Source organism: Orenia marismortui DSM 5156, from assembly GCF_000379025.1.
Classification (GTDB): domain Bacteria; phylum Bacillota; class Halanaerobiia; order Halobacteroidales; family Halobacteroidaceae; genus Orenia; species Orenia marismortui.
The window spans coordinates 103,444-125,038 of record NZ_KB900622.1; the positions used below are offsets into that span (position 1 = coordinate 103,444).

Consider the following 21,595-nt stretch of genomic DNA (forward strand, 5'->3'; position numbering starts at 1 on the left):
TTAAATAAATTATTATTCATCTGAATCATAATTTATATTAACAAATAAAAAATCTTGCTACCAAATTTGATAGCAAGATATCTAAATTTTCGATTTATATATCACTAACCCAAAAATCCTCTTGATCAACTCTTTTTATTAACTCTTCACTTTTAGCAGTTGTATATCCTCTTTCTTTTAGTTTGAAATAACCATCCTGATCAAGGAGTAAATACACCATTGCTAAATGATTATTTTTAGTTTTATGAGGGAAAACAACTAAGACTACTTTACGATTCTGATCATCTTTATTATTAGCAAGTACTGAGTGAACAGTTGGTCTAGTAAGATCAAAATTTTCCATTCTATCAGAATTACTAACCTGATCAAACTCTTCTAAAGCAATTACAGCATATTTAACTGCTATCTCATCATCAAATTTAAAGTTAGCACTTTGACCTCGATTAATCTTATAGTTCTTATCTTGGCTTATAATCTCTCCTTTCTCCATAGAAGCTACTCCTTCTTTATTATTCATATTCTTATCTGCTTGTAAGCTATACTCCCCTTCTCTTCCCTCTTTATCTTTTAAAATATTCTCTTGATTTTTCTTACTTTCTTTATCACTCTCTTCTTCATTTTGTAAGCTATATTCACCTACTTCTCCTTTTTCATCACCAGCTTTTGGATTAGTACTTTTATCTGGACATCCAACAGCTAAAGATAGTAATAAAATTAGAACAATAAAGAAAATAAATCTTTTTTTCATCCTAAATACCCCTTTCAGATTATATTAACCTAATTCTATCTTCTATGAGTATTATCCCAATAAATAAGATGAAATATTTATAAAAGTATCTTTTAAGATAGATAAAGTGACTTCTTAGTTTCAAAAGGATTTTTATGCCAAGTCGATTCGGTAGTACCACGATCAACATTGCGTATTTATATAGAAGATCGTGGTTATGCCAAGTCGATTCGGTAGTACCACGATTAACATTGCCTATAAAATAGGAGATAATAATTATCTCCCCTTGAAACTTAGTACCAAGGCCAACCAAAACTAGTGATAAGTTAGCAGTAAATAAATCAACCTCTCTCCTATTACTATTAATTCATGTTCAAATTTAGTCCTGGTCATTAGCCTAAAAATAATATCTGAGATAACTTTAAGGATAATAAAAAAGCCTCCCTTTTGGGAGACTCAGTAGTTAATTTAAAATTAAAGCTTATTCAACTATTGTCATAACTTCATCTACATCTTTTCTAGGTGGACTTTTCACTTCACCTGCTGGAATTCCTAAAGGAGTAATTGCGGCTAAGAAATAATCTTCTTTATTAAACTCAATCACCTCTGATATCTCCTGAGCCGCATAATTAGGACTAGTCATCCAACAAGTTCCATATCCCATATTAGCAGCAGCTAACATCAAATTTTCAATCGCTGCACCTATATTTTGGATACCAGGTGCTGGTCTTAATAATTTATGTATTTCTTTAGTAGAAGCACCTAATTCTCTTAATACATTTAATCCAGTAACAGGATAAGCTTTAGTATATATTAAAATTGTTACCGGAGCATTTTTGAATACAGTTGCATATTTTAAATATCTTTTGAAATTATCAATTATGTCTTGATCTTCAATTTGTGAGGCTAATTCTTCATTTTTTATTTCAATAGCCTTAGCCATTTTCTCTATCTTAGCCTTATTTTTAACCACTACAAAATGCCAGTTTTGCGAGTTTTTACCCGAAGGTGCATAAGTTGCTGCTTTGATAATCTCTTTAATATCATTTAAGGGTACTTCCTCTTCTTTAAAACTCCTAACACTATGCCTTTTATAAATAAAATCTAATTGACTCATCATAATCCCACCTTTTTAAAAATTATTTCTAATATCTTTTACAGAATCTCTAATAATTAATTCTGGTTTCAATAACCTTCTTTTTGGAACTGAATGACCTTGTGATTTATTTAAAATAAAATTTAGAGCTTCTTTACCTAAAGCAATTCCATCTTGATTTATAGTTGTTAACCTTGGATTAGAATATTCTGTTGCAGAGATATTATCAAAGCCAATTAAGGATATATCTTCAGGAATTCTAATCCCCTTATCCTTAAAGATCTTAAGAGCACCTAATGCCATAGAATCACTAGCTGAGATTATAGCAGTTGGTATATCTTTCAATCTTAAAACTTCCTCTGCTACCTTCTCTCCACTTTCTCTAGTAAAATCTCCTTCCCAGACATAATCTACTTTATATAAATTTCTCGCTTTTAAATATGATTGATATGCTTTATATCTTATTTGAGATACTTCGGCAGTTTTAGAAGATCCAATAAAACCAATTTTTCGATGCCCTAAATTAATCAAATATTCTAGGGCACTAATAATTCCAAGTTCATTATCTGAACTAATATATCCAACATTTTTAGCATCAAGCTCTAAATCAATAATAGCAATTGGAATATCTGAGGCTCTTATATCTTCTAATTGAGGATCATCAGAACATAAGCCAATAAATATAGCACCTTCTACTCGTCTTGCTTTACACAATTCTATGTACTGCTCTTCATTGAGATTATTACCAGTAGTAGTAAATAATAATATATCGTACCCAAGTTTATTAGCCTTCTCAGTAATTCCATCCAATATCTCTATAGCAAAACTATCCCTTAATTTAATCTTATCACGGCTCAATATAAAAACACCTATAGTATTACTTTTCTTACTTGATAGCCTTTGGGCTATTAAATTAGGTCTATATCCCATCTCATTTGCAAGCTTTTTTATCTTCTTTTTTAATTCTTCACTTACTCCCTTCTTATCATTTAATGCTTTAGAAATTGTTCCAGGAGATACCTCCAACCTTTTAGCAATATCTTTTATCTTAACCCCCATTTATATTCACCTCATAAAAAACTTTTCCTGATAATTCTATTATAGAGTTACAACTTTGTCAAATATAAAGCTATACCTTTATTTTCTATCAATAATCAAAAAGAGAGTTGCTAAGCAACTCTCTTTTAACAATTAACTAGTTTTAATATGTTCTCCAAGTTTTTGATCTATTCCTTTAACATGTTGTACTAACCATCTAGTTATAGTCTTATTAAAATCCATCATTGTGGCTGTATCTATTTTATCATGATCAAATTTCTCTTTAAAATCTAAAACATCCTGTACAAAATTATCATGTATTTCTTTATGAGCATCATAATTAGGATAAGCAGATTCTTTCTGTAACTTCTCTTCATCCTCAAAATGTTTAACCGTATAATCAGCCAAAAAATCTAATGTTTTGCCAATTTCCTTCTTACCTTTATTTAATCTATTAGACATAATCAAATTATTAACTCTATTAAATAATTCTTTATGTTGTTGATCTATTATATCTACTCCAACTGAATAGCTATCATCCCATTCTACTAAACCTAATTTATCAGCTTCGTCTTGATTAAAATCTGACTTATTTACTAAATTATTTACTTTATGGCTCATCTGAGCTAATTCTTCAGAAGATGTTGATACCACACCAAATATTCTCGAAATAATTTGGGACTCTTCTACTAATTTATCACTATTATCAGCTAAATCTTGGGCAGCATTAGCTGTCTGTTCAATCATTAAAGCTGTTTCTTGGCTAGACTCTTCTATCTCAAAAAATACACGATCTGTATTTTCAGCAATTACTTTCCCTTCTTTTGCCTTAGCTTCAACTCGTTCAATAGAATTCAAACCTTGAGTCGATTTTGATTGAGTTTCTTTAACAATTTTGATTATATCACTAGTAGCACTAGCTGTCTCTTCAGATAATTGTCTAATCTCTTCAGCTACTACAGCAAAACCATGCCCATGTTCTCCAGCTCTTGCTGCCTCTATAGATGCATTTAATGCTAATAGATTAGTTTGATCAGCAATATTAGTGATCAACTCTATAATCTCTCCAATCTGTTGTGAATTATTATTTAACTCTTTAATTATCTCTACAGTTTCATCTACTAGTCGATTAATTTCTTGAATACTACTAATTGTTTTTTCTATATTATCTCTTCCTAATTGTGTTTGAGCTGTTGATTCTTCAGCAAAGCCTGTAACCTCTTCGGCACTTGCTGATATTTCTTGAATATTAGCCATAATATTTTCTACAAGCTCATGGGTCTCTTCAATAGTTTCATTTCCTTCTTTAGAAGATGCCGATAATTCATTACTATAAATAGATAGATTATCTATCTCTTTTTTTATCTCTTTGATCGTATTATCTAGGTCAGATACTATATCAGTATTAACATTAACAACTTCTTTATATAAATTATCAATTTCATCATTAATACCTAATTTGATATTCTCAGGCTCTAATCTGTTTATCCTAATTCTTTCTACCGAATTACTAATCTTTTCAATTCTTTTAGTAACAAGCAGATTCAATACTATTTCAATTAAAATTAATAAAATTAAATATTCAACTATTTTATTTAAATATATAGTTTTATCACCATTATAAAGATATTTTGTTATAATCCCATTCAGAAAATTACTAAAAGGAATACTAAGTAAAGCTGATATAATAGCTCCTATAGCAAATTTCAGTCCTAACTTCTTAGAATAATTCTTATCTGTTCTACTTTCTTTAGACATTTTAATCTCTCCTTTTTTCAAATACTTCTATATCTATATTTTATTATCTTTGCTAAAGTTAATTTTTTAATTTAATTTTATATCTAAGACTCATACCATTAAATCTACTCATATACTTTACTATAATTTATTACTAAAGTTAATATTAAATTGATAGCAATATATTTTTTGTGTAATTTCAAAACATTATATATACAAAATAATTATATAATATAGTTCAATAAATTTAAAATAATACCTTTTTTCAATGAAAAATCAATTCATAAAATCTAATAAATAAGAAATATTATGTATTTTAATACTCTTAGTTACAATAAAGCTTTAAATTGATGTTAATTGATAAAATTCCACTATATCTATTCTGATAAAAAATAATTAAATTGTAAACCCTCTTAATAAAGACAAATATATTAAGGGGGAATATCTATGAGAGGAATTAAAGAAATGGAACAAGTAGTAGATAATACACTAAATGAATTTCAAGATATACAACTTATCATTCACCCTGATATTATCTTAGAAAAAGATATTGACAAGGTAATAGAGATGGTCTTAGGGGTTTATGAAAATCATAACCTTATCTTAGATGAATTATTAAGTAGTATTGAATTACAAGGCTTAAGTTTGAATGATTCTGTGAAAGTTTATGCAAAACTCTATAAACAAATAGAAGATCATGAAGTGATAAAGTTAAGCGATGAAGAAACCATCAAACTTTGGCATTAATCATTTTTAATCCTATTCTTTCTAATATTTGAACCAAGGCTAATTTAAGCTATAAAATTTAATAAATAACAAAGGGATATATCCCTTTGTTATTTAAAAGCCTTATAATCACTATATAAACTCTTAATAATGCTAGCTATTCAAATTTTACTTCATTATTTTCCTCAAATAATTCTTAATCTTATCATATCCTTTAATATCTGCCCATTCTAAAGCAGTCCAATTATTCTCATCTCTAAGGTTAATATCTCCACCATATTCTATTAATAACTTTAATATCTTATTATTACCTTTATAGGAAGCATACATTAGGGGGGTAAAACCACTCTCTTCCCTTTGATTAACATTTACTCCTTTTTCTAATAATAATTTAACAACCTTAATATTATCTCTTCTGATAGCATACATTAAAGGGCTACTACCTTTTTGATTTTGATTAATATCTGCCCCCTTTTGAATTAACAGTTCAAGCAATCCCAACTCTTGACTATCTATAGCATACTTTAATGGTGTTTTATTATAGCTATCAATTTTATTTATATCTAAACCTAGCCTTAATAAATAGCTAGCTATATCTTTATTTCCTACTTGAGCAGCAACCATCAAAGGAGTTACTCCCTTATCGGTATTAATATCAATCTTTGCCCCATTATCAACTAAAAATTTAACTATATCCAAGCTATCAGCTTTAATAGCAGCTATTAATGGTGTAATACCATCATTATTCTGTATATTAATTTCGGCTTCTAAATTAATTAGCAACTTCACTATATCAAAATTACCTTTACTAGCTGCCCAAATTAATGAAGTATTCCCCTCTGAATCTCTAAGTTCTGTCTTAGCTCCATGGTCTAATAATAATTTTAACAATTTAGGATAATTATTAATTGCTGCATAAATCAACGCTGTCTTATCTTGCTGGTCCCTAACATTTACTTTAGCACCTTTTCTAATCAATAAGTCTACAACTTGTAAATATCCTTTTTTAGCAGCTTCTAATAAAGGAGGTCTTCCATAAGTATCTCTTTTATTATAGCTTCCCCCATGCTGAATAATAAATTTAACAACATCAAGATAGCCATTAGCTGCTGCATAAATCAATGGTGTTCCACCATAAATGTCTATCGCATTAACTTCTGCTTTATGCTTTATTAATAAATCAATTATTTCTAAATTACCTATTCTAGCAGCTAAAATTAATGGTGTACTCTCATTAACAGTTTTAATATTAACCTGACTACCATACTCTAAAAGTAGTTTAACAACATCTAAATTATCCCCAGAAATTGCTTCCATCAAAGCGTTTCCACCATAATCAGCTATCTGATTAACCATTGCTCCTCTATCTAATAGTAGCTTTACAATTTCTAATTGCCCTTCATAAGCTGCCTTCATCAAAGCAGTCCCACCATAATCAGATTTAATATTAATATCTGCCCCTTCTTCTATCAGAAAACTTACTATTTCTAAATTATTCTTATCAATTGCTTCTATTATAGGAAGCCTCTTATATTTAGCTGTTTTGTTTATCTTGGCTCCTTTCTCTAATAAAAACTTAATCACATCTAAGTTTCCTTCACTTACTGCTTCAAAAAAGGGAGTAGATCCATATATTCCTGTAGAATTAATCTCGGCTCCATTATTAATTAAAAGTTTAACTATACTTAAATAACCACGATAAGCAGCCCAAGTTAAGCTTGTCCTTCCCTTATTATCTCTCAAATTAACATCAGCACCATTTTTCACTAAAAAATCACATATCTTCAGATGACCTTTATAAACAGCCCAACGTAAGGCTGTCCAACCGTGTTTATCTTTAATATCAATCTTTGCTCCTTGATTTATTAAGAATTTAACTAGCTCTATATTTCCCATATAAGCTGCATGAATTAAAGGAGTTTTTCCATTTTCATCTTTAATGTTGATCTTATCTTGATTATATTCTAAAGATTTAATTTTCTTTATATTACCATTTCTAACTTCTTGTATTATTTGTGGAGTGTCACTAGCCAATACCTTCAGTGGTAATAATGATAGAAATATCACTGCTATTAGTAAAATAAGCTTCCAATTATACTTCATTACTCTCCCCTTTCTAACATTAATTGTCAGCAATAAGTTTATATTTTAAAACTAAAAATTATTTAAAACTACTGAGCTTATAATTATTACCTTTTTTATCTTTATATTCTAAATCTATTTATATATATCCTTCTTTTTTTGATATTAATCTATAAATTACTGAGAAATATTAAATTCTAAAGTGACAATAACAAGTTAAATTATTTACTGGTTAGAATGTCACATTACTATTCTGCAAGGACATATTTAAATTTCATTCTAAGATTGGAAATATATAGCTAAATATATATTAAATATGACAAATAAAAAATGGACCAAATTTGGTCCATTAAAATTTTAAATCCCATACAATATTCTTAGAATCTTTTTTCTCAGCTTTATCTTCCTTAACACTGTTTACTTCTGACTTTTCTCCATCAACTTCTTCGATATTATCATTAGATAAATCTTCCTTATGATCTTTATCTAAATCTTCTCCTAAAGAATCTACCTTGTTATTTACTTCTTCAATCTGATCATCTATAGCATCTTCTTTTATAAAGTTATCCTCTAATTCCAACTCCAATAATCTCTTACCATTTTCAGTTAACTCATAAAAGACTCTTCTTCCTGCTTGAGAAGATTTTATGAACATATTCTCTTCTAATTCATTTAATACTTCTTCCATATGATATTTACTAATTTTAGCAACTTGCCAAATCTCTTTAGCCGTTATAGGCTCTCCACTAGTAAATAAATTTAAAGACTTATTCAAAGTATCAATAGACCTTTGTGATAATTCCGATGATAGGATATTAATACAATCATCACATAATTTCATCTACCATCCTCCTCTCTTTATATAAAATATATATTTAAAGTAAATCAAAAGTATACACAACTAATAAAATATATAATTTTATTTTTACCCGCTATTCAAATAGCTCTAATATTAGACCTCAACTTTTAATGACGCAAGGTTGATCCAGTACGAAGGCCCATTCTTTGGTTCCTCCTTCATCATTTATAGCTTATGATTTAGTACTTCTACTAAGCTGGATAGAACTACTAAATTAAATTGGCATAAGACTCTCTATGAAACTAAAAATTTAATTTAGATATAAAAAAACAGCAGGAATGAATTCATTCCTGCTGCCTTATCATTGAGTTAATAACTTATCTCAATGATCTGGTGGTTAAAGATGTGCTATTCATTATAATCTACTATCTCAACCCGAAACTCCTAAAAGTTTGTTTCGGTATTTGATGTGATGATAGCATAAACTAACCACCTCCATTAATATTTTAACCAAAATATTAATTATTAAACTGTAAAATATGACCATTTAAATTCATTTTAATTTTTCAAATAGAAAGTAGAGGTCAAAAGACCTCTACTTTCTATTATTTTTGCTGAGCCATACTCTCTTCTACCTTCTCTATTGCTCGTTTAACTAATGACCCAGCTTCTCTGGTGGTTATATTACCCCAATCACCATCTTTGACCTTATCAGCAAATCCTAGCTCTTCAGCCAATTCATATTTTGTCTTATCTGACATAATACGAGCCATTGGGATTTCCACCTCCATTAATATTATTGGCTAAAATAGCAGTATCCATTCCAGAAAATAATACCAGTTACCTTAAAATTGATGTTTAAGATAGATAAAGCTACAGTTTCGGAGTTAGGCGTTAGGAGATAGGACATAGAAAGATCTTACTAACTCCTATGACCTATCACCTAGCACCTAAAAGTGTCTCTTTATACTCATTAAGCAGCACTTTCTACTTATTAAACTACCTGAATTACCTATTCATTACATCCTTACTATAAATAAAACATTTATTAATTAACTTAATTCTTTTATAATATAGATAAAGAAACTTATATTTTTAACTATTAGTTAAAGGAGTAATTAAATATGAGAAAAAAATTAATTTTAGTAATGGTATTTATATTTACAGTAATTTCTTCTAGTACATCCTTTGCCAAAGACTTTAATAATGATTTCGAATTCTTAGCAGGAAAATTTAAAACTAATGATGCACATAATCTGGATACTACAATCTTTACTTATAAAGATAATGGAGCTAATATCTTTTTACCATCTGAATTAAAATTATTTATGGGAGAAAAGATCAAAGATAAACAAAAAAACAATTACAATATTTTAGATTTTTCAGCTTACAAGGAATTAAAATTAGGACAAGGAAGAAACTATATTGGTTTAGGGTTGAATTCGCTAAACAAAACTGAACCCAATGCTAAAGCAGAAGGCTATACAATACCTATAACACTTAAAACTGAACAAATCATATCTGAAAAAAGTACATTTATTGCTTCTCTAAGCTATTCTCCCTTTGGTAAATATAATGTTAATTCAAAAACATTAGATTATAAAGGAAGACTTTCAGGATATAAAATTGATTTATCAGTTAAAGGAAAGTTAACAGATACTTTTGATATTAAAATTGGCTATCTAAATCAAAACTATAAATTTGCTTCTGACTCAAACCCAAATAATAAAACAGATAATAATCAAGTTAAAGAAATAGCCAGTTATAATGAAAGTTTTAACGGTCTATACTTGGGCGCTGAAATATCCTTCTAATAAATTTATTATAATTTTAAGAGGTATTATCGATCTTTTTAAGAAATATATCTATTAAATTTAATACAGACTAAAATTATAATTTATCAAATAATATTAGGAGGAATTAAAATGTCTAAAAGAATAGCTCTAATTGCTCATGATCAAAAAAAGGATGATCTAATCTCCTTTGCCCAAGATAATAAAGCAATATTAGAAAAATATGAATTAGTTGCTACAGGAACTACTGGAAAGAGATTAATTGAAGAAACAAATTTAGATGTAATTAGAATGGCTTCAGGACCACTAGGCGGTGACCAACAGATTGGTGCTCAAGTAACTTCAGGACATCTAAATGCCGTAATATTTTTAAGAGATCCTTTAACTGCTCAACCCCACGAACCAGATGTTAGTGCTTTACTTAGAGTCTGTGATGTTCATGATATACCCTTAGCTACAAATAAATCCACTGCTCAATTAATATTATTATCTTTTCAACAATTAAAATAATTAAAAGAGGAGCAATATTGCTCCTCTTTTAATTATTTTAATTGTTATTATTTTAGTAATTATAGCCTCCTTTTATTTTGTATAAAATATCTTCTCTTAAGAGAAATTAATTATACAAGTATAAGTACTAAATTATTAGAAAATATTTATTTTGATAGTTTTCTAAAATAAAGGAGGTAAAAATAATGAATAATGATAAATTACTTAAAACTGTGGCAGATAACTGTCCAGAGTATGAAGCTATAACTATAGCCCAAAACTATGGAGCATCTATCTTAAATAATCTAGAGGCTTTAGAGAAAGCTAAATGTAACCTATGTGTTAATTGGCAAGATGGTAATTGTGACATATTTCAAAAGCATCATCATAAATATAGCTAATTCGAATCTAATTGCTTGTTATATTAAAAGAGAGTGGTAAATACCACTCTCTTTTAATAATACTTTAATTATTAGATCTTAGATTCTAATTAATTCATATTACGATGCTTATCTGTTAATTCCTTTAACTTATTCTTAACATCCTCAGTTAACATTTCTTTTTTATACCTCCACTGCCAGTTACCAGCAGGAGCTCCTGGAGTATTGAATCTTGCCTCACTACCAAGCTCTAATACATCTTGTAATGGTGCAATAGCAAAAACAGATACCGATGACCAAGCTGCTTCTATTAGTCCCCAACAAATATTACTTGCTTCTATATTTAAAAATTTCTCAACATTCTCTTTTACTTTAGTATCAGAATTCAAAAACCATCCTAAAGTAGTATCATTATCATGAGTTCCAGTATAAACTACAGAATTTTCAGGATAATTACGTGGTAAATATTCATTGCTTTCATCAGTTTCAAATGCAAATTGTAAGATCTTCATTCCTGGAAATTCAAATTGATCTCTTAGTTCTTCTACATCTTCAGTAATTATACCTAAGTCTTCAGCGATAATAGGTAATTTGCCTAATTTATCTCTAAGTACATTAAATAGATCTGCACCTGGACCAGACTCCCATTGACCATTGATTGCAGTATCTTCTTCTGCAGGAACTGCCCAATATGCTGCAAAACCTCTAAAATGATCTAAACGAAGAATATCAGCCTGATCAAGAATTACTTCAAATCTCTTAATCCACCAATCATAATTTCGTTCTTTTAATTTATCCCAATTATAAAGTGGATTCCCCCATAATTGTCCAGTTTCACTAAAGAAATCAGGTGGTACTCCTGCAACTTTAGTTGGATTTAAGTTTTCATCAAAATAGAATAGCTCTGGATTAGCCCAAGCATCAGCACTATCAAAAGCTACAAAAATAGGAATATCACCAACTATTTTAATATCCTTTTCATTAGCATAATCCTTAACTGCTGTCCATTGCTTAAAGAATAAATATTGCATAAATTTATGAAATTCTATAGTATCTTCTAATTCTTCCTTATACTTATCCATAGCAGAATCTTCTCTAAATTTAATCTCTTCATCCCATTCAGTCCATGGCCTACCATTAAAATTATCTTTCAAAGCCATAAATAATGTGTAATCTTCTAGCCATTCTATATTATTTTGACAATAAGCTTCAAATTTACTCTTTTCTGCTTCAGAGGCAATAGAGTTAAACCTTTGAAAAGCGCTTCTATAAAGATCAAATTTAAAATTAATTACTCTACCATAATCAACATAATCATGGTCAAAACCTTCTTCTAAATTCAACTCTTCTTCTACTAATAAACCTTCATCTTTTAAAGTTTCTAAATCTATTAACAATGGATTTCCTGCAAAAGCTGAAAAACATTGGTATGGAGAATCTCCAAATCCAGTTGGACCTAAAGGGCAAATCTGCCATAACCTTTGCTTAGAATCATTTAAAAAATCAATAAACTCATATACCTCTTTTCCTAAAGAACCTATTCCATATTTCCCTGGTAAAGAAGTAGGATGTAATAGTATACCACTGCTTCTTTTAAATTCCACTTTAACCCCTCCATTACTATAAAAATTCTAATTATAATAGTTTATCTTTTATAATAGCAAATTCCATAATGCACTCATATCAAAATAATCTATTGATTTGAAGATATTTAATTATGAAACTTACTTCATAGCTAAATTAAATTGGCTATATCTATAACTAATATATGTTGATTATATTAACAAAATTACCAAAAAATATTTTTTCTAATTTTAATCAATAGAATTCTATCTAAGATTAAATTTAAAGCATATAATATTTTAAGGTTATTTATTTATATTGGACAAAAAAGAATAATTTCCTGCGAAAAATAGATGTATATTCAAAAACAAAAGCCTATTCCCAAAAATCTATTATCTTTTTATTAAATATTTATTAAATTTACCGAAAATATTTATTATATACAATTATTTTGCTATAATAATTTATAATTACTAAAATTAAGATTATATATTAATATAGAGTATAATCTTAATTCTAGTAAAATGACGATTATAATTTTGCCTGATATTACTATATAAGTTTATAGCAACAATTTCAAGATTAAATAAAAATTAAATTATACAAGAGGTGACAATATGACAAATAAAAAACTTATAATTTCATTCATAATATTACTTCTCATCAGTCAATTAAACTATATCTATGCAGAAGAAGATATTAGATACACTAACTTACTTAATCAAAGTACTATTAAGAAAAAATTATTAAAAGCCCATTTTATTGATGTAGGACAAGCAGATAGTACTTTAATTCAGCTACCTAATAATCAAAATATACTTATAGATGGTGGAAATAACAGTGATGCTTCTCTAATAATTAGATATCTTAATAATTTACATATTAAAAAGATTGATTATTTAATTGCTACTCACCCCCATGAAGACCATATTGGAGGCTTGGATAATATAATAAATAACTTCAAAATAAATAAAATATATATGCCAGAAGTATCACACACTTCTCAAAGTTTTAAAGATTTATTACTTAGTATTTCAAATAAAGGTCTAAAAATTAATGCTGCTAAAACAGGAATCAGCTTACTAGATGATAATAAGCTTCATATTAAAATAATTGCCCCCATAAAAAATTACTATGATGAACTAAATAATTATTCTGTTATTGCTAAAATTACTTTCGATAAAATATCTATATTATTTACAGGAGATGCAGAATCTGAAGTAGAAAAAGAACTATTAGACACTAACTACAACTTAGAAGCAGATCTACTAAAAGTAGCACATCATGGGAGCAATTCATCTACTACTAGTTCCTTTCTAAAAAGAGTTAATCCTAAATATGCTGTAATATCTGTTGGAAAGAATAACAAATATGGTCATCCAAATAAATCTACTCTGAGAAAGCTTCAACAAGAGGATATTAAAGTATTTAGAACAGATAAACAAGGAACAATTGTTGCTATTAGCAATGGTAAAAGTATCTCCTTTAATAAAAAAGAGCTTAGTACTAAAGAGTCTAAATTAATAGATTCACCACTGAAAATCACTAGACTGGATCTAAAAAAAGAGTTACTTGTCATTAAAAATAGTAGTAATAAAAGATTAGATATATCTAATTGGAAATTAATTAGTTTAAGAGGTAAACAAGAATTCATCTTTCCAAAAGGAACAGTAATTAGACCTGGTAAAAATTTAACAATAGTTAGTGGTAGAAGGGCAAAAAAGGCTAAAGAGCAAATTGTTTGGACTAAAAAGTATATTTGGAATAATCAAGGCGACTTTGCTCAACTCTATAATTCTAAAAATCAATTAGTAAGTGAATACTATTAGGAGGTAAAATATGTTAATCATTGATCGTTTTGAAGGGGATATGGCTATAATTGAAGTACAAGAGCAAAGCTTCTCAATCCCAAAAAACTCTCTTCCTTCAACTGCCAAAGAAGGAGATGTAATTAAAATCATAATTGATAAAGAAACCACTGCCCAATTAAAAGAAGATATAAATGAATTAGCTGATAGTCTCTTTAAATAAAAGATAGGGATATCCCTATCTTTTATTCTGTAAAAATAGAATTTTATTTTGCAAAACAATACTATATAAAAACTTAAATTTATAGTTATCTACTCAATTACTAACGTTTTCTCCATAATTATATACTTTATTTTACCTCTGTTAAAACTATTAGTACTTTCTATTAAGCCAAATTTTTTATAAAAATCTACTTTATCTTCTCTTGCATTACACCAAATTTTTTCTAATCCTAAACTCTTACTTTCTTCTATTATATAGTTTAATAATTTACTTCCATAACCTCTACCTTGTTTAGCAGTTCTAGTTGCAAATTTTCTAAATTGTGCTTGATTGTCTTTTATAAATAAAGAAATTACAGATATTAATTTATTTTTGATAAATAATCCATAATGAATACCATCATTATCATTCTCTAACTTTACATACTCTATATCTTTATGGGGCCACATTACTTCATGTCTCAAACTCCAAGTCTTATTGGCAGGAATTTTTCTGATCTCCATAAATTCACCTCTTATTATTTTTAAGATGATTGACTGATGCTTTGAATGATTTAATATTTTATCTAAAATTATCTTCAACTATGATTATTTTAGAAGTAATTTTATTATCATAAGTCTTTAAAAACAACCTATTTCTAAAATATTTTAACTTTTTATTAAAATCTAAACTGAGTAATCCATCAGTTATATCAACTTTTTGCCACCCATAGCCTGAAATATAAAACTCTGCTTTATGAATATTACTGTCTAGCTTTATTTTAATTTTTCCTAATTTATTATTCTTAACCATAGTATCAACATTCAACCATTTAGCATCTAAATACTTATAAGCTAACTTTCTACTTAAATTAGAATCATTAGTAATGGCAATTCTATCTATATCATAAAGATCACTATTTGCTGAAATCGCTCCTAAATTTTGATTAAAAATAGCTTTAAACCCTATATTCTTTATTGTATTTTTTATCTTAGTATTATACTCTCCATAAGGATAAGAAAAAAATATCGGTCTTATTCCAAGATTATCTTCTATATCAGAAATACTTCGTTTAATATCTTTCTTTAAATCTTCTATACTTATCATTGTTAAGTGTTTATGTTCATAACTATGTGTTGCAATAGTTCCATACTTTGATATTTCCCTAAGTTGCTCCCAAGTTAAAAAGTCACCATATCCCAAGTTAATTGCCTTAGTATTGATAAAAATAGTAAAAGGATAATTATAATTTTTAAACATTTCTAAAGCGTTTTCATAGAAACTCTCATAACCATCATCTATAGTTATAGCAACAGTCTTCTCTGGAATAGGATCTTTCTTTTCTATATAATCAACTAACTTCTCTAGTCCAACAACTTCATAATTATTTTCTTTTAAATAATTAAAAATTTCTCTAAGCCTCTTATTACTAATACTTGTTGATGGATATCTTTGATCATCAAACCTATGAAAGACTAAGATATTACCGTCTGCATAACTAATATTACTTGCTGAAATGAGTAATAAGAAAACTAATATTATTTGTGCTTTGAATTTTTTTAACATTATTTATTCCTCCATTTTTAAAAATTATCTATCATATTAGTTTTCTATATATTTTATTATTTCCCTACAAGAAGCATCAAAAAATCATTTTTATACAAAAAAAAGACATACTCTCTTTAGAATATGTCTTCCTAAAAAATTATTTAATTTTGCTCTGTATTCTATCTTTCATTCTTAAATCCTTGTTTTTTCATCGTTGGATAAACTTTAGGGAAATATACTTGTTGATAAAAATTCATTAAATAAGATGTCCAATTCTTCTCTTCTTCTCTTCCAATCCCCTCTAAATAAGTTGACATTCTTTCATCATACTGATCTATTAAAGCAGGAAGTTTATCTTTATTATACTCTTCATCATGTCTAAAAGCATCTTTAGGCATGCGTGGCTTCTGCTTAGATCGGTCTGCTGGATGACCTATTACTAGTCCTACCATTGGATAAGTATATTCTGGCAAGTTAAATAGTTCGATTATCTCTTCTGGACTGCGTCTAATACCACCAATAGGAACAATACCTAAACCTAAAGATTCTGCAGCTGTAATTACATTTTGCATTGCTAAACCTATATCAACAGCAGCTACTAGAGAAGCCTCTACACTATCGGTGATAACTAGCTCTTTATCAACCTTATCAGCTGCAAGTTTAGCTTTATAAAAATCACCAACAAATAATAAGAATACTGGGGCTTGTGAAATCCAAGGCTGCCCACCTGCTAACTCTGCTAATTGTTCCTTCTTTTCTTTATCTTTTACTACAATTACAGTTGGGTGTTGCCCATTAATAGATGTCGGAGCTGATTGAGCAACTTCAATCAAATTATCAATAACCTCATCTGATATATCTTTATCTAAATAACTTCTGATACTTCTATGTTGTTTCATTATCTCTATAATTTTATTCATCTACATTCTCCTTCCTCAAATAAAAGTAATATTAAATAGATCTTTCATCTAAAGATTCCTCTGGTAATACTTCCAATGCATATTCCAAAATATCTTTACCACTATAACCTGTGGGCCACGGTGGTGTGATCAATTGCCTCCATTGCTTACTTCCTGCTTTTCCATAAAATAGCCCTAAAGTATGTCTTAATGTTTCATATTCACTCCTATCTTCTGCCTCTACTTGTTCTACATAAGAAATCATCTCTTCTATTATCTCTCTTCTACTTATATTATTAATCTTACCCTTTTCAAAAAATTGGTCAACCTTTGCTAAAATAAAAGGATTATCATAGGCTACTCGACCTAACATTACCCCATCCACATATTTCAGGTGATCTTCTATTTCTCTAATTGTATTAATCCCACCATTAATCTCAATCTTTAGATGAGGAAACTCTTTCTTTAACCTATAGACCTCATTATAGCGCAAAGGTGGTATTTTCCTATTCTCTTTAGCACTAAGTCCAGCTAAAATAGCTATTCTGGCATGGACTGTAAAGCGATCAACTTTTGAACCTTCTACTATTTTTATAAATTCTTGCATATCCTTATATTGATCAAAATGTACTTTCTTAAAATCCTTAGGTAAAATACCTGTACCATCAATTCCAATTCTATGTTTGACTGTAACTGCTTTATCAGTAGCTCTTCTCATTGCTTTAACCATCTTAGCTACCAATTCTGGATATGCCATTAATACAGCCCCCATCATATGTCCTGATACTCTATTTGAAGGGCATCCTACATTTAAATTAATCTCATCATAATCCCACTTTTCAGCTACTTTTACTGCTTCATAAATCTCTTTAGGATCAGATCCTGCTATCTGTAAAGCAATTGGCCTTTCACTCAAATCAAAGTCTAATATTTTATTTCTATCACCATGAAGGATAGCATGAGTTGTAATCATCTCTGTATATAATAATGACCTTTTAGTAATTAAACGAATAAAATATCTAAAACCTCTTACAGTTCTATCAATCATTGGAGCAATACTAACTTTAGGAGTTTCTATCTTAGAAATATATTTAGGCATTTGTTATTCTCCTCCTATATAATCTCTTCTTTATTCTTTGCCTAATAAGATTAAAAATATACTTATTGCTCCATCCTTATTTAAAAATCTTAATTTTCTTGCTATAAAAAATCATAAGAGCAGAATTGAACTCCAGGGCTATTTTTTATAATTTCTAAATGATAAGATTAGTTTTGAGTTATGAAACCTTCTTAACCTGTAATATATCTTTTAATTGATGCAATTGAGAAATTTCATAAGTAGGATTTAATTCTGTGTTATTGCTTTTTCCATCAGGATTAAACCAACAAGTATCAATACCAAAATTAACTCCACCTTGAATATCTGAACTAAGACTATCTCCTATAATAATAGCTGTATCTTTATCCTTATGCCCTACCTTTGTAAAAGCATACTCAAATAGTTCAGGATTTGGTTTAGCAATACCAACCTCTTCAGAAATAATAACCTCTTCAAAATAATCATTAATTGCTAATTTATTAATCCTTCCGTGCTGCACCTTTGATAAACCATTAGTGATAACTAGCAATTTATGTTCTGGATATAAATCTTTTAATATCTCCAATGCTCCAGCTACAAAAAAAGCTCCTTCAGCTAAAAACTCTAAATATTTATCACTAAGCTGCTTAGCATCAAGACCCAGATTTAACTTCTCCGATAATCTCCTAAACCTCTCACTCTTTAATTTTTCGGCTGAAATAAGTCCTTGTTCAAAATCTTCCCACAGCTTCTTATTAATCGCCTTATAATTTTCTAAATGATAACTTTTTTTATAATTGATATTAAAGAACCCTATTGTTTCTTCTATAGCATATTCTTCAGCTTTATCAAAATCCAATAAAGTTCTATCTATATCAAAGATAACCAAATCATATTTCATTTTATATCCCCCTAATTGATATTATTTAATTATAGTGTTATATTATATATCCAAATCTAAAGTACAACTTAATAGGTATAAAGAGACACTTTTAGGTGCTAGGTGATAGGTAATAGGAGTTAGTAAGATCTTTCTATGTCCTAGCTCCTAACGCCTAACTCCGAAACTGTCGCTTTATCATTCTATAAGGTCACATTTAAATTTCATTCTAAGATTAAAGATCAATATTAACTTTAGATATTAAGCTATCAATTATAGTAAAAATAATACAGTAAAGAAATGGCATATGCTACCTGCTAAAACAAATAGATGCCAAATAGCATGATGATACTTCAATTTACGCCAAACATAAAATATAGTCCCCACTGTATAAAATCCTCCACCAACTACTAGAAATATCAGACTAGACTTAGGCATATTAGACAATAAAGGTTTAATTGCAAAGATTATTATCCATCCCATTAGAATATATAAAATTGTTGAAAAAATCACAAATCTTTTAACCCAGAAAACTTTAAATATAATTCCAATTACAGCAATTCCCCATACAATTCCAAAAATACTCCATCCCAATGCACCTCTTAAAGAAATCAAAGTTAATGGAGTATATGTCCCCGCAATTAAAAGATAAATAGCAGAATGATCAAATATTTCAAAGATATCTTTTGCTTTACCTTGTGGAAAACTATGATATAGTGTTGATGATAGGTAAAGAATTACCAGAGTCACACCATAAATACTAAAACTAACAATATCCCATATATCACCAGAAATGCTGGCAAAAACAACTAAAATAACTAAAGCCGCAATAGCTAATCCCAATCCGATACCATGCAAAATTGCATTTGTTATCTCTTCACCTTTTGTGAAATTCTCTATATTATCCATTACTTTCTCCTTATGATCTCATATTTAATAATTTATTTAATTATATCTCTTCAATTCAAAGAAGACCAAAATATATTTAAATTGAAATCTAAGATTACAATTACTAGAATAAATTTTTTATTAATTCCACGTTTATTTCTCTAATTGACTCTACAATAAGGTCAGCTTTAGATAAATCTTGATTTCCTGAATTGATATTCTTATAGCCAATAGCTTTCATATCAGCTCTTTTAGCTGCCTCTATACCATGTTTAGAATCTTCAATTACTACACATTCTTCTGCTTTAAGTTTTAATTTCTTAGCAGCATGAAAGAAAATTTGTGGATTAGGCTTACTTTTCGCAAAATTTTCACCACTAATAGTTTCTATAAAATATTGCTGAATATGAAACTTATTTAATATAAGCTCTATTAACTTTTCTGATGATGACGAGGCTAAAGCAACTTTTAAACCATTATTCTTTAATTCTTCTAATAATTTTACTATCCCATTAATAGGATTTATATTACTATCTCTTAAATACTCTAATGTGATCTTATTCTGTTTATTTACTAAATCCTCTAAACTTTCTTTAAGACCATATCTGTCTTTAATTATAGACCACATATCTGGATTAGAAACCCCAATAAAGGAATTATACTCTTCTTCAGAAATCTCTATATTCATATCTTTTAAAATAATTTGATTTACTTTATAATGTATAGGTTCACTATCAACAATTACACCATCCATATCAAAAATAATACCCTTTAGTTCATCCATCTGAATCACCCACCTTTAAAATTTAATTATTTCTTCTTAGCAGTAATATACATCACCATATCTTCTTCTAGATTAAAACTTTTACTTGTTGTTGGACAGAATTCTTGATTATGGCCAAAAATATCTATTTCCTTTAGTCCATATTTCTCAAATATACTTTTTAATTCTGGAACAGTATAAGCACGATAATATCTTGTAGGAATTCTCTGTTCTTCTCCCGTAACCTCATTAATACAGATTATCTTATCAACCACAGCACCCTTATAGACATCAAAACTCGTTTCTCGAATAAATCGTTTGTCCCCATCAATTTCATGACTTATCCCTTGATTCATAGCAATATAATATGGACTATGAGCTTGTAATAATAACCTTCCCCCTCTTTTCAAAGCCTTAGAAACTCTACCTATAACCTCTTCATTCTCCTGATCACTAAATATACCAAAAGATCCATCCATAATGATTATAGCATTATATTCTTCTTTTTGATCTAGTTTCAACATATCTTGATGGTGAAAATCAACTTTAATTGCTCTCTGCTTAGCTTCTTCTTTAGCCAATTCTAGCATCTTAGTTGAATAATCGATTCCAACTACTTCATAACCAGATTCAGCTAATAAAATAGAATGTCTGCCATTACCACATCCTAGATCCAATATCTTATCTTCAGAGCTTAGATCCAATACTTCTTCCATAAAATCGACTTCACCTATAGCAGATTCAAAATCTATATAATGATAATCATAGCCCACTTTCTGCATTTGATCATAAGCTTCTGCCCACCACTTTCTCTTTTCTTCCTGCATAAGTCTTACTATCTCCCTTCCATTTATAACTTTTAATCAGCCCCATTAAACTCATATAATTCAAGTTCTTCTTCATTTAGTTATTATCCTCCATAGATAATATTTATACCTTATACTAAATTCTATCTAATAATTTATTAAATTGCGCTAAGATACTTTTAGAAGCTAGGAATTAGGTTCTATCTAATAGGCTCTAAATCACCTAAAGCCTAATCTCTAAGGTGTTACATCTATAACAACATATTTAAATTTAATTTTAAAGGTATATTATA

22 protein-coding genes are annotated in these 21,595 nt (G+C 28.5%); 6 read left to right on the forward strand and 16 right to left on the reverse strand.

Annotation, left to right across the window (positions count from 1 at the left end; all coding sequences use genetic code 11):
* Nucleotides 1–94: 94 nt before the first annotated feature.
* The 4 genes from OREMA_RS0112680 to OREMA_RS0112695 form a co-directional block, all read right to left on the reverse strand.
* The gene (locus OREMA_RS0112680) at nucleotides 95–748 is read right to left on the reverse strand and encodes a hypothetical protein (protein ID WP_018249638.1); all 654 of its coding nucleotides are present in this window, start codon (nucleotides 746–748) and stop codon (nucleotides 95–97) included.
* Nucleotides 749–1,208: 460 nt separating this feature from the next.
* Nucleotides 1,209–1,844 (reverse strand): nitroreductase family protein, encoded by a 636-nt coding sequence (locus OREMA_RS0112685; protein WP_018249639.1) that lies wholly within the window; start codon nucleotides 1,842–1,844, stop codon nucleotides 1,209–1,211.
* A 15-nt stretch (nucleotides 1,845–1,859) separates the two neighbouring features.
* Complete coding sequence (locus OREMA_RS0112690; protein WP_018249640.1) at nucleotides 1,860–2,882, reverse strand: LacI family DNA-binding transcriptional regulator; 1,023 nt, start codon at nucleotides 2,880–2,882, stop codon at nucleotides 1,860–1,862.
* A 132-nt stretch (nucleotides 2,883–3,014) separates the two neighbouring features.
* On the reverse strand, nucleotides 3,015–4,619 hold the full coding sequence (locus OREMA_RS0112695) for a bacteriohemerythrin (protein WP_018249641.1): 1,605 nt from the start codon (nucleotides 4,617–4,619) through the stop codon (nucleotides 3,015–3,017).
* A 426-nt stretch (nucleotides 4,620–5,045) separates the two neighbouring features.
* On the opposite strand from OREMA_RS0112695, the gene OREMA_RS0112700 reads away from it, so the two are divergent.
* Entirely contained in the window at nucleotides 5,046–5,345 is a 300-nt protein-coding gene (locus tag OREMA_RS0112700) for a hypothetical protein (protein WP_018249642.1), read from the forward strand.
* 147 nt (nucleotides 5,346–5,492) lie between these two features.
* Here OREMA_RS0112700 and OREMA_RS0112705 read toward each other — a convergent pair whose 3' ends face one another.
* The 3 genes from OREMA_RS0112705 to OREMA_RS0112715 form a co-directional block, all read right to left on the reverse strand.
* Complete coding sequence (locus tag OREMA_RS0112705) at nucleotides 5,493–7,427, reverse strand: ankyrin repeat domain-containing protein (RefSeq protein ID WP_018249643.1); 1,935 nt, start codon at nucleotides 7,425–7,427, stop codon at nucleotides 5,493–5,495.
* A 328-nt stretch (nucleotides 7,428–7,755) separates the two neighbouring features.
* Nucleotides 7,756–8,247, reverse strand: coding sequence for a hypothetical protein (locus tag OREMA_RS0112710; RefSeq protein WP_018249644.1), 492 nt, complete (start codon nucleotides 8,245–8,247; stop codon nucleotides 7,756–7,758).
* Between the two features lie 563 nt (nucleotides 8,248–8,810).
* Entirely contained in the window at nucleotides 8,811–8,978 is a 168-nt protein-coding gene (locus OREMA_RS0112715) for a small, acid-soluble spore protein, alpha/beta type (RefSeq protein ID WP_018249645.1), read from the reverse strand.
* A gap of 351 nt (nucleotides 8,979–9,329) precedes the next feature.
* Here OREMA_RS0112715 and OREMA_RS0112720 point away from each other — a divergent pair, with 351 nt between their 5' ends.
* The 3 genes from OREMA_RS0112720 (at nucleotide 9,330) to OREMA_RS0112730 (ending at nucleotide 10,888) form a co-directional block, all read left to right on the forward strand.
* Nucleotides 9,330–10,019, forward strand: coding sequence for a hypothetical protein (locus tag OREMA_RS0112720; protein ID WP_018249646.1), 690 nt, complete (start codon nucleotides 9,330–9,332; stop codon nucleotides 10,017–10,019).
* 111 nt (nucleotides 10,020–10,130) lie between these two features.
* Nucleotides 10,131–10,508 carry a methylglyoxal synthase gene (gene mgsA, locus OREMA_RS0112725; RefSeq protein ID WP_018249647.1) on the forward strand — a complete coding sequence of 126 codons (378 nt, stop codon included), beginning with the start codon at nucleotides 10,131–10,133 and terminating at the stop codon, nucleotides 10,506–10,508.
* A 185-nt stretch (nucleotides 10,509–10,693) separates the two neighbouring features.
* Nucleotides 10,694–10,888, forward strand: coding sequence for a hypothetical protein (locus OREMA_RS0112730; protein WP_018249648.1), 195 nt, complete (start codon nucleotides 10,694–10,696; stop codon nucleotides 10,886–10,888).
* 89 nt (nucleotides 10,889–10,977) lie between these two features.
* Here the strand turns inward: OREMA_RS0112730 and malQ are convergent, their stop codons facing one another.
* Complete coding sequence (malQ, locus tag OREMA_RS0112735; RefSeq protein ID WP_018249649.1) at nucleotides 10,978–12,471, reverse strand: 4-alpha-glucanotransferase; 1,494 nt, start codon at nucleotides 12,469–12,471, stop codon at nucleotides 10,978–10,980.
* A 576-nt stretch (nucleotides 12,472–13,047) separates the two neighbouring features.
* Between malQ and OREMA_RS17805 the strand changes: the two genes are divergently transcribed.
* Nucleotides 13,048–14,259: an MBL fold metallo-hydrolase gene (locus OREMA_RS17805; RefSeq protein ID WP_018249650.1), complete on the forward strand. Its 1,212-nt coding sequence runs from the start codon at nucleotides 13,048–13,050 to the stop codon at nucleotides 14,257–14,259.
* Nucleotides 14,260–14,269: 10 nt separating this feature from the next.
* Nucleotides 14,270–14,461 carry a DUF3006 domain-containing protein gene (locus OREMA_RS0112745; protein ID WP_018249651.1) on the forward strand — a complete coding sequence of 64 codons (192 nt, stop codon included), beginning with the start codon at nucleotides 14,270–14,272 and terminating at the stop codon, nucleotides 14,459–14,461.
* A gap of 89 nt (nucleotides 14,462–14,550) precedes the next feature.
* On the opposite strand, the gene OREMA_RS0112750 is transcribed toward OREMA_RS0112745, so the two are convergent.
* The 8 genes from OREMA_RS0112750 to OREMA_RS0112785 all read right to left on the reverse strand — a co-directional run bounded on the left by OREMA_RS0112750 (nucleotide 14,551) and on the right by OREMA_RS0112785 (nucleotide 21,323).
* Complete coding sequence (locus tag OREMA_RS0112750) at nucleotides 14,551–14,964, reverse strand: GNAT family N-acetyltransferase (RefSeq protein WP_018249652.1); 414 nt, start codon at nucleotides 14,962–14,964, stop codon at nucleotides 14,551–14,553.
* A 58-nt stretch (nucleotides 14,965–15,022) separates the two neighbouring features.
* Entirely contained in the window at nucleotides 15,023–16,006 is a 984-nt protein-coding gene (locus tag OREMA_RS0112755) for a polysaccharide deacetylase family protein (RefSeq protein ID WP_018249653.1), read from the reverse strand.
* A 161-nt stretch (nucleotides 16,007–16,167) separates the two neighbouring features.
* Nucleotides 16,168–16,908, reverse strand: coding sequence for an NADPH-dependent oxidoreductase (locus tag OREMA_RS0112760; RefSeq protein WP_018249654.1), 741 nt, complete (start codon nucleotides 16,906–16,908; stop codon nucleotides 16,168–16,170).
* Between the two features lie 31 nt (nucleotides 16,909–16,939).
* Nucleotides 16,940–17,986, reverse strand: a complete 1,047-nt coding sequence (gene dusA / locus OREMA_RS0112765) for a tRNA dihydrouridine(20/20a) synthase DusA (RefSeq protein ID WP_018249655.1) — start codon at nucleotides 17,984–17,986, stop codon at nucleotides 16,940–16,942.
* Nucleotides 17,987–18,164: 178 nt separating this feature from the next.
* Entirely contained in the window at nucleotides 18,165–18,866 is a 702-nt protein-coding gene (locus OREMA_RS0112770) for a YjjG family noncanonical pyrimidine nucleotidase (protein WP_018249656.1), read from the reverse strand.
* A gap of 252 nt (nucleotides 18,867–19,118) precedes the next feature.
* Nucleotides 19,119–19,754: a PAQR family membrane homeostasis protein TrhA gene (trhA, locus tag OREMA_RS0112775; RefSeq protein ID WP_018249657.1), complete on the reverse strand. Its 636-nt coding sequence runs from the start codon at nucleotides 19,752–19,754 to the stop codon at nucleotides 19,119–19,121.
* A 103-nt stretch (nucleotides 19,755–19,857) separates the two neighbouring features.
* Nucleotides 19,858–20,517, reverse strand: a complete 660-nt coding sequence (locus OREMA_RS0112780) for an HAD family hydrolase (RefSeq protein ID WP_018249658.1) — start codon at nucleotides 20,515–20,517, stop codon at nucleotides 19,858–19,860.
* Nucleotides 20,518–20,543: 26 nt separating this feature from the next.
* Nucleotides 20,544–21,323 (reverse strand): class I SAM-dependent methyltransferase, encoded by a 780-nt coding sequence (locus tag OREMA_RS0112785; protein ID WP_018249659.1) that lies wholly within the window; start codon nucleotides 21,321–21,323, stop codon nucleotides 20,544–20,546.
* Between the last annotated feature and the right edge of the window lie 272 nt (nucleotides 21,324–21,595).

Bases quoted from the DNA above. Each gene is read 5' to 3' on its own strand.
- OREMA_RS0112755 (WP_018249653.1), bottom strand. From the start codon at position 16,006: ATGTTAAAAAAATTCAAAGCACAAATAATATTAGTTTTCTTATTACTC.
- OREMA_RS0112680 (WP_018249638.1), bottom strand. From the start codon at position 748: ATGAAAAAAAGATTTATTTTCTTTATTGTTCTAATTTTATTACTATCT.
- OREMA_RS0112690 (WP_018249640.1), bottom strand. From the start codon at position 2,882: ATGGGGGTTAAGATAAAAGATATTGCTAAAAGGTTGGAGGTATCTCCT.
- OREMA_RS0112730 (WP_018249648.1), top strand. From the start codon at position 10,694: ATGAATAATGATAAATTACTTAAAACTGTGGCAGATAACTGTCCAGAG.
- OREMA_RS0112705 (WP_018249643.1), bottom strand. From the start codon at position 7,427: ATGAAGTATAATTGGAAGCTTATTTTACTAATAGCAGTGATATTTCTA.
- OREMA_RS0112745 (WP_018249651.1), top strand. From the start codon at position 14,270: ATGTTAATCATTGATCGTTTTGAAGGGGATATGGCTATAATTGAAGTA.
- OREMA_RS0112700 (WP_018249642.1), top strand. From the start codon at position 5,046: ATGAGAGGAATTAAAGAAATGGAACAAGTAGTAGATAATACACTAAAT.
- OREMA_RS0112785 (WP_018249659.1), bottom strand. From the start codon at position 21,323: ATGCAGGAAGAAAAGAGAAAGTGGTGGGCAGAAGCTTATGATCAAATG.
- OREMA_RS0112715 (WP_018249645.1), bottom strand. From the start codon at position 8,978: ATGGCTCGTATTATGTCAGATAAGACAAAATATGAATTGGCTGAAGAG.
- trhA (WP_018249657.1), bottom strand. From the start codon at position 19,754: ATGGATAATATAGAGAATTTCACAAAAGGTGAAGAGATAACAAATGCA.
- OREMA_RS0112710 (WP_018249644.1), bottom strand. From the start codon at position 8,247: ATGAAATTATGTGATGATTGTATTAATATCCTATCATCGGAATTATCA.
- OREMA_RS0112750 (WP_018249652.1), bottom strand. From the start codon at position 14,964: ATGGAGATCAGAAAAATTCCTGCCAATAAGACTTGGAGTTTGAGACAT.
- dusA (WP_018249655.1), bottom strand. From the start codon at position 17,986: ATGCCTAAATATATTTCTAAGATAGAAACTCCTAAAGTTAGTATTGCT.
- OREMA_RS0112780 (WP_018249658.1), bottom strand. From the start codon at position 20,517: ATGGATGAACTAAAGGGTATTATTTTTGATATGGATGGTGTAATTGTT.
- OREMA_RS0112760 (WP_018249654.1), bottom strand. From the start codon at position 16,908: ATGAATAAAATTATAGAGATAATGAAACAACATAGAAGTATCAGAAGT.
- mgsA (WP_018249647.1), top strand. From the start codon at position 10,131: ATGTCTAAAAGAATAGCTCTAATTGCTCATGATCAAAAAAAGGATGAT.
- OREMA_RS0112720 (WP_018249646.1), top strand. From the start codon at position 9,330: ATGAGAAAAAAATTAATTTTAGTAATGGTATTTATATTTACAGTAATT.
- OREMA_RS0112770 (WP_018249656.1), bottom strand. From the start codon at position 18,866: ATGAAATATGATTTGGTTATCTTTGATATAGATAGAACTTTATTGGAT.
- OREMA_RS0112695 (WP_018249641.1), bottom strand. From the start codon at position 4,619: ATGTCTAAAGAAAGTAGAACAGATAAGAATTATTCTAAGAAGTTAGGA.
- OREMA_RS0112685 (WP_018249639.1), bottom strand. From the start codon at position 1,844: ATGAGTCAATTAGATTTTATTTATAAAAGGCATAGTGTTAGGAGTTTT.
- OREMA_RS17805 (WP_018249650.1), top strand. From the start codon at position 13,048: ATGACAAATAAAAAACTTATAATTTCATTCATAATATTACTTCTCATC.